We start from the raw sequence: 14,247 nt of genomic DNA on the forward strand, positions 1-14,247 counted from the left end.
TCGGTCAACAGTTCGGGCGGAAACCACCAGTCTATGGACGACACGGACGGTTTCCGGACCGGGTGTTGTGCACGACGGAGCGTGAGCGCGGGGCCCGCCCGCCCCTAGCCTCGCGGCAGAAGGTGCGCGGCAGGCACGCAGGAGCACGAACGAGGGGCGGTACCCGGTGAACTGGCTGATCCACGACTACCGCGAGAGCGATCTCGCGGCCGTTGTCCACCTGATCGACACCACGGCCGAACTCGGCCAGGAGTCGGTCTTCTCACTCGCCGAGTGCATCAGCGCCCTGACCGACCGGCAGCCCTGCGTGGTCGCCGTCCACCAGGGCGTCCCGATCGGCGCCGCCCTCGCCTGCGTCACCGGTGAGCGCGCGTGGGTCATGCGCATCGCCATCGCCGCCGGCTGGCGCGGCCGGGGCCTGGCCAGCGCCCTGCTCGTGGAGCTGGAGCGGCGGCTCATCGCCGCCCGCGTCGGCCGCATCGCCTACGTCCTGCCGGAGGAGGACATGCTCGGCGAGGGCCTGCTGAACGCGGGCTACACCCGGCAGCCCGCCGTCGCCTACTTCGAGAAGACCGAGCCGCTGCACGGCCCGGCCGCCGGCCTCCTCGACGACCTCGGCGGCCGCTTCCTGCAGGGCGACCTGTGGGCCAAGGTCGCCGGCATGGAGAAGGAGAAGGACCTCATCGAGCGGCGCGTGGTGCTGCCGCTCGCCGAACCGGAGCGGGCCGCCTCGCACGGGGTCCGGCCGCCGCGCGCCATCACCCTCTTCGGCCCGCCCGGCACCGGCAAGACCACCTTCGCCCGGGCCATCGCCTCCCGGCTCGGCTGGCCGTTCGTGGAACTGCTGCCCTCCCGGCTGGCCGACGAGGGCAACCTCGCGGCCGCGCTGCGCGACGCCTTCGCGCGGATCGCCGAGCTGGAGCGGGTCCTCGTCTTCATCGACGAGGTCGAGGAGATCGCGCCCGTGCGCACCGAGCCCGCGCAGCCCGGCGGGATCCACGGGGTGACCAACGAGCTGCTCAAGCTGATACCGGGCTTCCGGGAGGGCGACGAGCGGCTGCTGGTCTGCGCGACCAACTCCATCCGCTCGCTCGACCCGGCTTTCCTGCGGCCCGGACGCTTCGACTACCTGATCCCGATCGGCACCCCGGACGCGGGGGCCCGCGCCGCCATCTGGTCCCGCTACACGGCGGGCCGCCCCGACGTGGACGTGGCGGCCCTGGTGGCGGCGACCGAGCTGTTCACCCCGGCCGACATCGAGCACGCGGCGCGGATCGCGGCGCAGGTGTCCTTCGAGCGGGACCTGGAGGCGGTGGGCGCGCGGGGCGCGACGGCGGCGCAGCTCGGCGCGAGCACGGAGGACTACCTGGCGGCCGTGGCGCAGTGCCGGCCGACGGTGACCCCGGCGATGACGGGGGAGTTCGCGGCGGACATCACGGCCCACGCGAGGTTCTGAGGCCGGACGGCAAGGTGGCCCGCAGCCACTCCCCAAAGGGACTGCGGGCCTCCCGCGCGGACTTGGCAGCCGTGCGGGACAGCCACGTTCCGTTTGGGGTGTATCGCCGGCTGGAACGTGGCGGCAAGGGTGCCGTGAAGGCGTCCTGAGCGCCTTCGTCAACACCTTCGAGTCAACCAGCGCGGGGGTGCGCGCGCCTCGGCCGCACGGCCCCGATCCCCCGGCCGGAAGGACCGGACCCGGGGCCGCGGCAGTGGGCCGAAAGGACGACCTGGGCCCGGGGCAGGACACCGCTTAGGCTCGGGCCATGGCCTTCATCGTCTTCATGACCCTGCCGGGGCTGGCGCTGCTGCTCACCGCCATGGCCTTCCTCGACCTGGCGCTGGAACGCGCGGGGCGCGCGGGCGTGCTCCCCTGGCGCTGGAACGGCCGCAAGGGGTGAACAACAGTTCCCATTTCTTTCGGTGGATATCCGGCATCATCAGTGAACATCCTGATGTCGTGAAGCTTTCCGAGTGGGCGGCGCGCAACGGCGTGCACTACCAGACCGCGTGGACCTGGGCGAAAGAGGGCCGTATGCCGGTCCCGGTCGTCCAGACGCCGTCGGGTACATGGCTCGTGACCGGGCCCGCCCCGCAGGCCGCCGGGCGGGTCGTGGCGTACTGCCGTGTCTCGTCCGTTGATCAGAAGGCGGACCTGGAGCGCCAGGTCGCCCGGACCGTTCAGGGCGCAACGTCCCAGGGTCTCGCGGTCACTGACGTGGTGACGGAGGTCGGTTCCGGCTTGAACGGGCGCCGCCGCAAGTTGCACCGGCTGCTCGCCGACCCGGGTGTGGGGACGATCGTGGTCGAGCATCGCGACCGCCTCGCCCGGTTCGGCGTCGAGCACCTGGAAGCTGTCCTCTCGGCCTCGGGGCGGCGTCTGGTCGTCCTTGACCCGGCGGAGACCGCCGACGACCTCGTACGGGACATGACCGAGGTTTTGACCTCGATGTGCGCACGTCTGTACGGCCGGCGCTCCGCGAACAATCGCGCCGCCCGGGCCGTCGCCGTCGCCACAGGCCCGGAGGTGGCCGGATGAAGAAGTTCAAGCCACGGCCGGGCTTCACCGTCCTCGCGCACAAGCTCGCGCTCGCCACCTGCACTCGCACGGAGGTGGGGCGCGGGCCGCGTACAACTGGGGGGTCGCGTACGTCACCGCTGTGTGGTGGCAGCGCAAGGCCGAGCAGTCGTACGGCATCCCCGAGGACGAGCTGACTCCGTGGCGGTCGTGGTCGCTGCCCTCGCTGCGGAAGGCGTTCAACGAGGACAAGTGCACCAACCCGCGCTTCGCCGACTGGTGGGAGGAAAATTCCAAAGAGGCGTACAACACGGGCCTGGCCAACGCGTCGGCGGCGTTCGGCAACTACACGAAGTCGAAGAGCGGGAAGCGCAAGGGCCCGAAGATGGGTATCCCCCGCTTGAAGTTGAAGGGGAAAGCGCGCCTGACCTGCCGGTTCACCACGGGCACGATCCGTATCGAGCCTGACGGCAGGCACATCACCCTGCCCAGGATCGCCGCCGTCCGCCTCCACGAGAACCGAGCTGACCTGCGAGCCCTCATCGACGAGGGAAACATGCGGATCCTCTCCGCGACCGCATGCCTGGACCGGGGCCGCTGGTTCGTGTCCCTCCAGGTCGAGCAGAAGCACCAGCTGGTGAAAGTGGCCCGTCCGGACGCGGCGGTCGGTATCGACCTCGGCATCAAAACGCTGGCCGTCCTCGCGGACAGCGATGGTGTCCTCAGCGAGGAACCCAACCCACGCCACCTCGACCGCGCACAGAAACAGCTGCGCCGCGCCAGCCGGATCGTCTCCCGCCGGCGCGGCCCCGACCGGCACACCGGGCAGCAGTCGTCGAAGCGCTGGGAGAAGGCCAACCGGGCTCGGAACGTGATCCATCACCGGGTCGCGAACCTCCGCGAGGACACCCTCCACAAGATGACGACCCGTCTCGCCTGCGAGTACGGCACGATCGTCGTCGAAGACCTCAACGTCGCCGGAATGGGCCGCAACCGGCGCCTGTCCCGCCGGATCGCGGATGCCGCGTTCGGCGAGATCCGACGCCGGCTCACCTACAAGACCCGTCGGCACGGCACGCGTCTCGTCGTCGCCGACCGCTGGTTCCCCTCCTCGAAGACCTGCTCCCGCTGCGGTGCGGTGAAAACCAAGCTGCCCCTCAGCACGCGCGTCTTCGAGTGCGACGCCTGCGGCCTCGTCCTTGACCGGGACGCGAACGCCGGACACAACCTGGTCGCCCTCGCGGCCCGCACCACAGGTACCGGAGTGGCCGGAGACCTGGACAACGCCGTCGAGGCGGAGTCGAAGCCCCGTGGAGCCGACCGGAAGACCCGCGCCACTCGCCCGCGCCGCAAGGCCGGGACGGGGCGGGCAGGTGGCGCGATCCCCAGCCCCCGGGCCGGGAAGGAAACGGGAGACCGTCAACACGACACCGGCGCGCAACTCGCCTGCTGGTGACCCGTTACGGACCATTCCGGTGGAAACACCGGGATTGCTGAGATCACTTGATGATCAAAGCAACGGCAGATGTCCGCCACCGGCTTCGAGCAGCTCCACGCCAGCTTCTCGCCGGGCAAGCAGAACGAGCTCAAGGAGCGGCAGAGCGCCCTCGTCATGCGCGACGACGAGGAGGACGGCGCTCCGCCGCGCTCCCGCGTGGACCTCGACGTCGGCCTCGCCGTCATCCGGATCCCGGCGGGACGGCCTACGGGCGGCAGCGGTAGGTGAACTCCGCCGAGGCCGTGCGCCGGTCCGGCGAGACCAGCTGGAGCTCGGCCTTCGCGGGGTAGGTCCCCGCGCCCTGGAAGGTCCACAGCAGGTGCAGCCGGGCCTCGTGCCGGCCGCTCGGCACCCGCTCGGTCAGCTGCTCCGAGCGGGTCCCGTCGCTGCGCAGCCAGCGGTAGGTGATGACCCCCGGTCGGCCGTTGGTCCGTACGACGGCGACGACGTCGGCGGTCGCGTCGCAGCCGGGGCCCTCGGGGCCGGTGGTGACCGCAACGTCCCGGACCTCCAGGGCCGGGCCGTAGCGCTGCCAGCCAAGGTAGGCGAGGACCGCGAGCAGGATCACGGCCGCCAGGGTGTAGCGGCGCCATTCGCCGCGCCGGCGGGGCGGCCGGGGTGGCGGGGCCACCGGGAACGGCAGCGGGAGGGCGGCCGTCACCCCCGGACCGAACCGCAGGACGGACCCTTCGACGCGGTCCGGCACGGCCTCGGCCGGCACGCGCCGGGTCCCGTCGCCGACGGGCATCTCCAGCTGCCGGGTTCCGTCCCCTGCGGCCGGTATCTCCAGCTGCCGCGTCGCGCCCTCGGCGGGCGCCAGCCGCTCGGTCGCGTCCTCGGCGGGCGCCTCGAGCTGCCGGGTCGCGTGCTCGCCGGGCGCCTCCAGCCGTTCGGTCTCGTCCGTGCGCTGGGGCGGGCCGCTGATCCAGTGGCTGCCCAGGACGGTGGCGCTGTACTCGTCGTCTTCGCCCTGCGGGGCGCGGGGGTCGCTCATCGGGGCACCGGCACCGGCGGCACGCAGCGCGGGATCGAGGCGGTCGCGTACGAGTACTGCTTGGCGGCGGCGGGCTTGGTGGAGACGCGCACGGTCAGGTAGCAGCCCCTGCCGCGCGTGAAGGTGTGCCTCTGCGACACCGCGGCCGGCGGGCCCGCGGAGACGGACTCGCTGCCGTCCGCGACGGCGAGGTCGTTCGGCGCGTTGCCGATGAACCACTCGAAGACCACGGTGACGGGCCCGCCTTTGACATCGAGGCTCACGGTCGCTTCACCGAACGTGGGCGCGGTTTTGAGGGTGACGGACACCGAGGAGACGATCACGCTCGGCGTCGGTGTGGGCGTCGGGGACTTGGTGGGCGTCGGCGTCGGGGACGCCGGGCCGGTGTGGCTCGGCGTGGCGGACGCGGACGGCGAGGGCGTCGTACTGGGCGACGGGCTCGGGCTGGTGCTCGGGCTCGGCGAGGCCGACTGCTCCGGGGACGAGGTGCCGGCCGGGGACGGGCCCGACGCGCTCGACGTCGCGAAGGCGTTCAGGGCCTTCGCCCCGCCCGGCTCCGCGCCGACCGCCTGGTAGCCGAGCACGGCCACGATCCCGAGGACCAGGGTGGCCCCGGCCGCGGCCAGGCCGCGCCGGCCTGGGGTCCAGCGCGGCGCGGGACTCGGCAGGGTCGTCGTGGCCAGCGCGGTGGTGCCCTGCGCCGGGGCGCCGGCCGAGGGGAACAGCAGCGGCAGCAGGGCCGCCAGCGCGGCCAGCTTGCGCTGTCCGCGCTCCTCCCACTCGGGCCCGTACGCGGCCACGGCCACCGACTCCAGCTCCGCGACGAACCGGTCGGCGTCCACGGGCCGCTGCTCCGGGGACTTCGCCATCCCCCGCCGGATCAGCGGGCGCACCGGCTCGGGCGCCTCGGACTCGGGCACCGGGGCCTCGACGTGCTGGACCGCGAGCTCGGCGAAGCTCTGCCCGTCGAAGGGCTTGCGGCCGGTCAGGCATTCGAAGAAGGTCGCCGTCGCGGCGTACACGTCCGCCGCGGGCGAGGCCGGCCGGCCCTGCCACTGCTCCGGCGCCATGTACGCGGGCGTGCCGGCGGCCCCGGGCGTGGTGCCCTGCGGGGTGGCGATCCCGAAGTCGACCAGCTTGGAGGTGCCGTCGGCGGCCACCAGCACGTTCGCCGGCTTGTAGTCGCGGTGGACCACGCCGGCCCGGTGGGCGTCGGCCAGCCCGAGCAGGGAGCCCTTCAGCAGCACCAGCGCGGCCTCGGGGCCGGTCCGACCGGACTGCTTGAGGAGGGCGTTCAGCGGGACGCCGTCCACGAGCTCCATCACGATGGCGGCGCCGCCGGGCGCTTCCACGTACTCGTACAGCCCGACGACGTACGGCGAGCGCAGGTCGCCGAGGAGCTGGGCCTCCGCGCGGAACTCCCGGACGAAGGCCGGGTTCTCGAGCATCCGGTCGTTCAGGTACTTCACCGCGACCGCCGTGCCCGTGCCGTCGTGGACGGCGAGCACGACGCGGCCGCTGCCGCCCGAGCCGAGCTCGCGGACCTCCGAGTAACCGGGAACCGACCACATGCCGTTCATACCCTTCCCCCTGCCGTGGCGTGACCGCGCCCCGGGGCCGGTCCTCGCGGGGACCGGCCACCCACTGGGACACCTTCCGGCCACGGCCGGTTCCCGGCGAACCGGTCTCGGCCGGGTAACGCGGCCGTGGCGGCCGGATCAGGCCGCCTCCGCCTCCGCCTCCGCGCCGATCATGGCGTGCAGCCGGTCGGCGGCCGCCCGCCCGAAGTCCGGATCGTTGATGTGGGTGTCGTAGTCGTAGAGCCGGGCGGCGCTGCCCCGCAGTCCCTCGCGCAATGCCGAGAACAACGCCCCGTCGGCGTCGGGGTCATGGTAGGGTCCGCCCGGCGCACCGAGGGTGGACAGTCCGCGCAGTGGGACGCAGACGGCCGTGGGGCCGGTGGCCGCACGGAGTTTGGCGGCGACCCGGCGGCCGAGTTCGGCGCATTCGGCCCCGGTCGTACGGATCACCGTGATCGAGGGGTTGTGGACGCGGACGCGGCGGTAGCGGACCCGCTCCGGCAGGCTCTCCAGCGGGCCGAACTTCACCATGTCCAGCGCTCCCAGGCTCACCACCTGCGGAATCCCGGCCCTCCCGGCCGCGCTGAGCCGGTCGGGGCCGGCGCTGAGTATGCCGCCGCACAGGTCGTCGGCGAGCTCGCTGAGCGTGAGGTCGAGGACGCCCGCGAAGATCCCCTGGCCGGCCAGGGTCTCCAGGGTCCGGCCGCCGGTGCCGCTGACGTGGAAGACCAGCACCTCGTAGCCGAGCTCGGTCAGCCGCTCCCGGGCCGCGTCCACGCCGATCGTGGTCACGCCCGCCATGCTGGCCGCGATCAGCGGCCGGCCGCCCTCGCCCAGCCGGGCCGGGCGCCGCAGCTCCGAGGAGGCGCCTTCGAAGGCCTTGGCCATCCCCGCGACGGCCTGCACGGCATTGGCCAGGACCGGTGCGGAGATGCTGTTGATCCCCGCGATGTCCACGACGCTGTACATCATGGTGATGTCCGCGGACCCGACGTACGGGGCCACGTCCCCGGACGCCATGGACGAGACCATCACCTTCGGGACGCCCAGCGGCAGCGCGCGCATCGCCCGGGTGGCGATGGAGGTTCCGCCGCTGCCGCCGATGGCGAGGACCCCGTGCAGTCTGCCCTCGGCGTGCAGGCGTAAGAGGGTCGCCTCCGCGCCCCGGGCCATCGCCGTCACGGCGGCGCCGCGGTCGGCGGCCGTGCGCAGCTCGTTCAGTTCCGTTCCCGCGGCCCGCGCCACCGCTTCACGCGGCACATCGGCGGGCACACGGGGCTCGTCCATGATTCCTGTGTCGACCATGACCACTTCGACGCCGGCGCGCAGCAGTCCCTCGCGCAACCAGCCGTACTCCACACCCTTGGTGTCCAGGGTTCCCACCAGCACGACGTTCGTCATACGTGCAATGTCCATGCAGGTGGGGTTTGTTGGCAAGTAAAGGTCGGGTCAACCCTCGTTCTCCAGGAGTTCCAACAGCCTCTGCAGGAAGGGGATCTGAGAGACCACCAGCTTCGACCTGGCCGTCTCCGGAGCGAACCACTCCACCCGGTCCAGCTCGGGGAACTCCGCCGTCCGCCCCGACTTCGGCGGCCACTCCATGGTGAAGGTCCCCGGTACCGCCAGCGCCGGATCGAGGTCCCCGCGGACCGCCCAGATCGTCACCAGCTTCCCGCCGATCATCCGGATCTCGCCCAGCGGCAGGTACGGACCCTCGGGCGGCGGCAGCCCGATCTCCTCCTCGAACTCCCGGCGGGCGGCGTCGATCGGGGTCTCCTCGGGCCCGTACTCGCCCTTCGGGATCGACCAGGCGCCCGCGTCGCGCCGCTCCCAGAGCGGGCCGCCCATGTGGCCGAGCAGGATTTGCGGCCCGGCCCCGGGGGGACGGCGGAACAGGAGCAGTCCGGCACTGCGCTTCGCTGTCATGACCTCATGCATGCCCCGTCCGGGGGCCGCTCAGTGATCGTGCGGGCCCTGGCGGTGGACCGGGCCGTGGGAGTCGGCGCAGTGCGGGTCCGTGTCCGCGAAGTCGTCGCCCGCCCGGCCGACCGTCAGGAGGGAGTCGTGGGCGTGGTCCACCTGGAGGGTGGTGTGCGTGATCCCGTACTCCTTGGACAGCAGGGCCTCCAGGTCCCGGCGCACGGCGTGGCAGTCGCCCTCCGGGGCCACCAGCACGTGCGCGGAGAGCGCCGCCTGCCCCGAGGTGATGGTCCAGATGTGCAGGTCGTGGACCTCGGTGACCGGCGGGTGCCCGACGAGCCGGTCGCCGACCGTGTCCGGGTCCACATGGGCCGGGGCGGCCTCCAGGAGGATCCGGCCGGACTCGCGGACCAGTCCGTAGCCCGCCTTGACCATCAGCACGACCACGACGAGCGAGGCGATCGAGTCGGCCTGCCGGAAGCCGGTGGTGAGCACGATCAGACCGGCGACGGCGGTGCCGATGAACGCGAACAGGTCGTTGAGGATGTGCTGGTAGGCGCCCTCCACGGCCAGGGAGGTGCGGTTCGCCTTCGAGATGCACCAGGCCGCCGCGATGTTGACGACGATGCCCGCCAGCGCCGTCACCAGGACCAGCCCGCCCTCCACGGGAGGCGGATCGAGCAGCCGGCGCACCGCCTCGTACGCCAGCCAGACCGCCAGCAGGAGCAGCGTGAGGCCGTTGGCCTGCGCGGAGAGTATCTCCGCGCGCTTGAGCCCGTAGGTGAAACCGCCGCGCGCGGGGCGGGCCGCCAGCCGCATCGCGATCAGCGCGAGGACGATCGACACGGCGTCCGTCAGCATGTGCGCGGCGTCGGAGATCAGCGCCAGGGAGTGCGCCAGGACGCCGATGACCACCTCGATGGCCATGAATCCGGTGATCAGGCCGAGCGCGATGCCGAGCCAGCGGCGGTCGGCGTCCGCGGCGACCCCGTGGCTGTGCCCGGCGTGGCCGTGCCCGCCGTGCGCGCCGTCCGCCTCGTGGTCGTGCGCGCCGTCCGCCTGGTGATCGTGCCCGCTCATGGCGTCCCCCGTTGGTCGTCCGGTCGCCCGGTCGTTTCGTGATGCCGCAGGATGCGTCGCCTGAAGTGAAGCGCACCGAACGAATATGGGCAAAGGCTGCAACGGGGACCGTTGTCATTACCCATAACGCCGTTCTGACCTGCGGTTATGCCGGTCCGTCCGGATCGTGGGAAAATCGCTCCATGGTCCAGCGCCCCGGTGTGCCGACCGCGCCCGAGCTCCTTCTGGAAACGGACAGGGGTTCCACCGCGATGAGCCCGCGCCGGACGTACCACGTCGGCCGGGACCCCCTCTGCGAGATCTGCCTCGACGACGCCCGCGTCTCCTGGCACCACGCGATCCTGCGTCCCGACGGCGACCACTGGACGCTGGAGGACGAGGACAGCACCAACGGCACGTGGGTCGACGGCCACCGCGTCCGCGAGTGGGCCGTCGGCGTCGGCAGCGAACTGCGCTTCGGCAGCGCCGCCGACGGCCCGCGCGTGCGCTTCGCCGAACCCGCCACGGCCGCCCCCCGCCCCTCGTCGGTCTCCCAACCGGCCATGACCAGCACCTTCCGGCAGCCGACCTCGGTCCGCCCGCTGGCCCCGCGGGCCGCCGTCCGCATCGGCCGTGCCCCGGACAACGACCTGGTCATCGACGACCTCGTCGTCTCCCGCCACCACGCCGAACTGCGCGCCCGCGCCGACGGCACGTACGAGATCGACGACCTCGGCAGCCACAACGGCACCTACCTCAACGGTGCCCGCCTCGCCCGGGCCGCGGCCATCGGCGAAGGAGACATCGTCGGCATCGGACACTCCGCCTTCTGCCTCGTCGGAAACCAACTGCAGGAGTACGTCGACACCGGCGAGGTCTCCCTCGACGTCCAGGACCTCTCCGTCACCGTCGACCACGGCCGCAAGACCCTCCTCGACCACGTCTCCTTCCCCGTCGCCACCACTTCCCTGCTCGCCGTGGTGGGCCCCAGCGGCGCCGGCAAGTCCACCCTGCTCGGCGCACTGACCGGCCTGCGCCCCGCCGACCACGGCACCGTCCTGTACGACGGCCGCGACCTCTACCGCGACTACGCCGAACTGCGCAGCCGCATCGGCCTCGTCCCGCAGGACGACATCCTGCACGCGCAGCTCACCGTCCGCCGCGCCCTCGTCTACGCCGCCGAACTGCGCTTCCCGCAGGACACCGCCAAAGCCGAACGGCAGGCCCGGGTCGACGAGGTGATCGGCGAACTCGGCCTCCAACAACGCGCCGACCAGCCCATCCACAGCCTCTCCGGCGGCCAGCGCAAACGCGTCTCCGTCGCCCTGGAACTGCTGACCAAGCCCTCCCTGCTCTTCCTGGACGAGCCCACCTCCGGGCTCGACCCGGGCATGGACCGCTCGGTGATGCACATGCTGCGCGGCCTCGCCGACGACGGCCGCACGGTCATCGTCGTCACCCACAGCGTGCTCAACCTGAGCGTCTGCGACCGCCTCCTGGTCCTCGCGCCCGGCGGCCGCATCGCCTACTACGGCCCTCCCGACGAGGCGCTCGGATTCTTCGGCTACGACCAGTGGCCCGAGGCCTTCGAAGCCTTCGAGAACGAGCGCGACCGCGACTGGGCCGGCGGCTACCGCGGCTCACCGCTGCACCGCCGCTACGTGGACGTCACCGGCCGGATCCCCCTCGCGGGCGCCGCCGACCGGGCCGCCGGCGTCGCGCCGAAGCCGCCGCCCAAGGCCCAGAGCTGGGGCTCCCAGCTCTCCACCCTGATCCGCCGGTACGCGGCCGTGCTCAGCGCCGACCGCACCTTCCTGATCATCATGGTCGCGCTGCCGTTCGTCATGGGCGCCATGGCCCGCGCACTGGCCGGCAGCGAGCTCACGGCCGAGACGGCGCTCAACGCGCTGTTCATCCTCTGCGTGGGCGGAGTCCTGACCGGCGCGGCCAACGCCGTGCGCGAACTCGTCAAGGAACGCGTCATCTACCAGCGCGAACGCGCCGTGGGCCTGTCCAGATCGGCCTACCTGATGTCCAAGGTGGTCGTCCTCGGCGCGGTCACCGTCGCCCAGGCCGTCGTCCTCACCCTGGTCGGCCTGGCCGGGGTCAAGACCAACGCCCCCAAGGGCAAGGGCGTCTTCCTGCCACCGCTGATCGAGATCACCCTCGCCGTCGCCCTGCTGTCCGTCACCGCGATGCTGCTCGGCCTGCTGATCTCCGCCCTGGTGAGCAAGGAGGAGGTCACCATGCCGCTGCTGGTCCTGCTCACCATCGTGCAGGTCGTCTTCTGCGGCTCCCTGCTGAAACTGACCGGAGTACCCGTCATCGAACAGCTCGCGTGGTTCGTGCCCGCCCGGTGGGCCATGGGGGCGATGTCGAACACCATCGACCTCGGCGCCATCGTGCCCGGCAAGATCACCCAGGACCCGATGTTCGACCACGAGGCCGACCTGTGGCTCACGGAGATGGGCATGCTGGTCGCCCTGTGCGTGCTGTTCGGCGTGCTGGTCATCAGGGTGCTGCGCCGCCACGAGCCGGCCATCATGCGGAAGTAGCCGCCATGACCAGCCCCGGCCCGGCCGCGGACTTCAGGCCCACCCACATCGTCCCGCAGGAGGGGCTGCCGGCGTGGGAGACCCCCGACATGTCCCGCCCCACGGTGGCGCTCGACGCCTTCCTCCCCGTACGGCTGCTGTCCCGGCGCGGCGAGTGGGGGGAGATCCTGTGCGCCAACGGCTGGTCCGCCTGGGTGGACGGCCGCCTGCTGCTCACCGTGCCGCAGCCCCCGCCGACCGGCGGCCGCCCGCTGATGCGCACGGAGGACCCGCAGCCGCTGCTCGCACGCTGCGCCGAGGAGCTGGAGCGCTACCGGCGGGCGGTGGCGGACCTCGCCGCCGACCGGATCGACGCCGAGGCCTTCCGGCGCGCCCTGCGGGGACTGCGCGCCGGGATCGTCGTCGACGGGGAGTCCGTGTGGCTCTACGACGAGGCGGCGGGACGGTGGATGTACGGGGACGGGACCCGCCTGGCGACCTACGCGGTCGTCGCGGGGCCGGGTGCCCCGCCCGGGCGGGAGACGCCGCCGCCGGAAGCGGACACCGCGCGGGCGGCCGACGTACAAGACGTACGGGGGGACCCCTCGGCCGCGCACGAACCGACCAGGATCGCCGATCTTCCCGGGTCGGAGGACGGGCGGTGACGGCGGGCCCCGACCCGGAGCCGGTGCGCGGGCGCGCTTCCGACCTGCGGGGGCGGCGGATCGCCGGCTACGTGGTGGAGGACGAGATCGGCCGCGGCGGCATGGCCGTCGTCTACCGGGCGCACGACGTGCGGCTCGACCGGACGGTCGCGCTGAAGCTGCTCGCGCCCGAGCTGGCGCGCAACGACACCTTCCGGCAGCGGTTCGCGCACGAGTCGAAGGTCGCTGCCGCCATCGACCACCCGCACATCGTGCCCGTCTTCGAGGCGGGGGAGACGGACGGCCTGCTCTACATCGCCATGCGGTACGTGCCCGGCCAGGACCTGCGGGCGATGCTGGACCGGACGGGCCCGCTGCCCGTGGAGGCGGCGGCCCGCATCGCCGGGCAGGTCGCCTCGGCGCTGGACGCGGCACACGACCACGACCTGGTGCACCGGGACGTGAAGCCCGGCAACATCCTGGTCGCGGGGGGAACGGACAGCGAACACCCGGAGCACGTGTACCTGACGGACTTCGGGCTCACCAAGAAGTCGCTGTCGCTGACCGGGTTCACGAGCGTCGGGCAGTTCGTCGGGACCCTGGACTACGTGGCGCCCGAGCAGATCGCCGGAAAGCCGGTGGACGGGCGGTGCGACGTCTACAGCCTGGGGTGCGTGGTCTACGAGATGCTGGCCGGGGGACCGCCGTTCCAGCGCGACGACGACATGGCACTGCTGTGGGCCCACCAGTACGACCCCCCGCCGGCGGTGAGCTCGAGGCGGGACGGGTTGCCGGCGGGGGTGGACGAGGTGCTGGCACGGGCGCTGGCCAAGCTGCCGGAGGACCGGTGGGAGAGCTGCCTGGAGTTCACGGGGGCGCTGCGGCGGGCGGGATCGGGCCCGGTCGGGCCGGTACGCGTGCCCACCCGGGTGGCCGCGGCCTCCGACGGGCCCCCGCCGCCACCGCCGAGGTGGGCGCTGCCGGTGTTCTGAGGCCCGGGCGCGGAGCCGGGGTGCGCGGAGCCCGGCGGCTGACGGCTGCCTGGGGTCAGTCGCCGTCGGGGGCGGACGCGCACACGACGTGCGCGGTCACGTCGGCGTGCGAGGCGGAGGCGTACCAGCCGGTGCGGCCCTCGGCGTCCGTGACGGGGTGGCTGGCCAGGACCGTGTGCCCGGGCGAGCCGCCGCGTGCGAGGTCCCGGTGGGCGGTCGAGTACCCGCCGGCCTGGACGACCGTGCCGCGCGGGCAGAACACCCGGCTGACGGACACGGCTTCGGCGGTCGCGTCCCGGCGGCCGGTGTCGCCGGAGAGGTGGCGGGCGCCGGCGCCGGTCGCCTGGGTGGGAAGGGCGGTGGAGAGGGTCAGGGCGAGCGCGGAGAGGGCGAGCAGGCCAGCGGCGTGGAGCGGCCGGAACAGGCCCTTGGTCATGTTCACGGAAGCGAGCGTGACATGCGGAAACGATCCCCCGATGAACCGATATCCGCCCCTTCACCCGGACGGCGT

13 protein-coding genes and 1 pseudogene are annotated in these 14,247 nt (G+C 72.8%); 8 read left to right on the plus strand and 6 right to left on the minus strand.

The annotated features are described in order from the left end of the window. Nucleotides 1–166: 166 nt before the first annotated feature. The 5 genes and pseudogenes from DRB89_RS22615 to DRB89_RS22630 form a co-directional block, all read left to right on the plus strand. Nucleotides 167–1,456 (plus strand): bifunctional GNAT family N-acetyltransferase/ATP-binding protein, encoded by a 1,290-nt coding sequence (locus tag DRB89_RS22615; RefSeq protein ID WP_112449793.1) that lies wholly within the window; start codon nucleotides 167–169, stop codon nucleotides 1,454–1,456. 307 nt (nucleotides 1,457–1,763) lie between these two features. After that, nucleotides 1,764–1,898 carry a hypothetical protein gene (locus DRB89_RS46020; protein ID WP_275432099.1) on the plus strand — a complete coding sequence of 45 codons (135 nt, stop codon included), beginning with the start codon at nucleotides 1,764–1,766 and terminating at the stop codon, nucleotides 1,896–1,898. A 59-nt stretch (nucleotides 1,899–1,957) separates the two neighbouring features. Further along, entirely contained in the window at nucleotides 1,958–2,536 is a 579-nt protein-coding gene (locus DRB89_RS22620; RefSeq protein WP_112449794.1) for an IS607 family transposase, read from the plus strand. Between the two features lie 58 nt (nucleotides 2,537–2,594). Further along, nucleotides 2,595–3,971, plus strand: a complete 1,377-nt coding sequence (gene tnpB, locus DRB89_RS22625; RefSeq protein WP_112449795.1) for an IS607 family element RNA-guided endonuclease TnpB — start codon at nucleotides 2,595–2,597, stop codon at nucleotides 3,969–3,971. Nucleotides 3,972–4,037: 66 nt separating this feature from the next. Then, nucleotides 4,038–4,241 (plus strand): annotated as a pseudogene (locus tag DRB89_RS22630) (DUF6191 domain-containing protein); the annotation flags it as partial. Here DRB89_RS22630 and DRB89_RS22635 read toward each other — a convergent pair. The 5 genes from DRB89_RS22635 to DRB89_RS22655 all read right to left on the minus strand — a co-directional run bounded on the left by DRB89_RS22635 (nucleotide 4,219) and on the right by DRB89_RS22655 (nucleotide 9,587). Then, nucleotides 4,219–5,007, minus strand: coding sequence for a hypothetical protein (locus DRB89_RS22635; RefSeq protein ID WP_112449796.1), 789 nt, complete (start codon nucleotides 5,005–5,007; stop codon nucleotides 4,219–4,221). The pseudogene DRB89_RS22630 and the gene DRB89_RS22635 overlap by 23 nt on opposite strands. Beyond that, nucleotides 5,004–6,587 carry a serine/threonine-protein kinase gene (locus tag DRB89_RS22640; RefSeq protein WP_112449797.1) on the minus strand — a complete coding sequence of 528 codons (1,584 nt, stop codon included), beginning with the start codon at nucleotides 6,585–6,587 and terminating at the stop codon, nucleotides 5,004–5,006. Before DRB89_RS22640 ends, DRB89_RS22635 begins: the two co-directional genes overlap by 4 nt. 138 nt (nucleotides 6,588–6,725) lie before the next feature. Further along, a complete protein-coding gene (locus tag DRB89_RS22645; protein ID WP_112449798.1) occupies nucleotides 6,726–7,988 on the minus strand; it encodes a Tm-1-like ATP-binding domain-containing protein in 1,263 nt (420 codons plus the stop codon). Nucleotides 7,989–8,036: 48 nt separating this feature from the next. Next, nucleotides 8,037–8,513 carry an NUDIX domain-containing protein gene (locus DRB89_RS22650; protein WP_112453595.1) on the minus strand — a complete coding sequence of 159 codons (477 nt, stop codon included), beginning with the start codon at nucleotides 8,511–8,513 and terminating at the stop codon, nucleotides 8,037–8,039. A 30-nt stretch (nucleotides 8,514–8,543) separates the two neighbouring features. Further along, nucleotides 8,544–9,587 (minus strand): cation diffusion facilitator family transporter, encoded by a 1,044-nt coding sequence (locus DRB89_RS22655; protein ID WP_112449799.1) that lies wholly within the window; start codon nucleotides 9,585–9,587, stop codon nucleotides 8,544–8,546. A gap of 182 nt (nucleotides 9,588–9,769) precedes the next feature. Here DRB89_RS22655 and DRB89_RS22660 point away from each other — a divergent pair, with 182 nt between their 5' ends. From DRB89_RS22660 to DRB89_RS22670, 3 genes are read left to right on the plus strand one after another with little or no spacing between them, the layout of a single operon-like run. Next, the gene (locus DRB89_RS22660; RefSeq protein WP_112449800.1) at nucleotides 9,770–12,121 is read left to right on the plus strand and encodes an FHA domain-containing protein; all 2,352 of its coding nucleotides are present in this window, start codon (nucleotides 9,770–9,772) and stop codon (nucleotides 12,119–12,121) included. Nucleotides 12,122–12,126: 5 nt separating this feature from the next. Beyond that, nucleotides 12,127–12,765, plus strand: coding sequence for a hypothetical protein (locus DRB89_RS22665; protein ID WP_112449801.1), 639 nt, complete (start codon nucleotides 12,127–12,129; stop codon nucleotides 12,763–12,765). Further along, nucleotides 12,762–13,736 (plus strand): serine/threonine-protein kinase, encoded by a 975-nt coding sequence (locus DRB89_RS22670; protein WP_239516287.1) that lies wholly within the window; start codon nucleotides 12,762–12,764, stop codon nucleotides 13,734–13,736. Before DRB89_RS22665 ends, DRB89_RS22670 begins: the two co-directional genes overlap by 4 nt. Before the next feature lie 55 nt (nucleotides 13,737–13,791). Here the strand turns inward: DRB89_RS22670 and DRB89_RS22675 are convergent, their stop codons facing one another. After that, on the minus strand, nucleotides 13,792–14,178 hold the full coding sequence (locus DRB89_RS22675) for a hypothetical protein (protein WP_162688689.1): 387 nt from the start codon (nucleotides 14,176–14,178) through the stop codon (nucleotides 13,792–13,794). Between the last annotated feature and the right edge of the window lie 69 nt (nucleotides 14,179–14,247).

The organism is Streptomyces sp. ICC4 (genome assembly GCF_003287915.1).
GTDB lineage: Bacteria > Actinomycetota > Actinomycetes > Streptomycetales > Streptomycetaceae > Streptomyces > Streptomyces tritrimontium.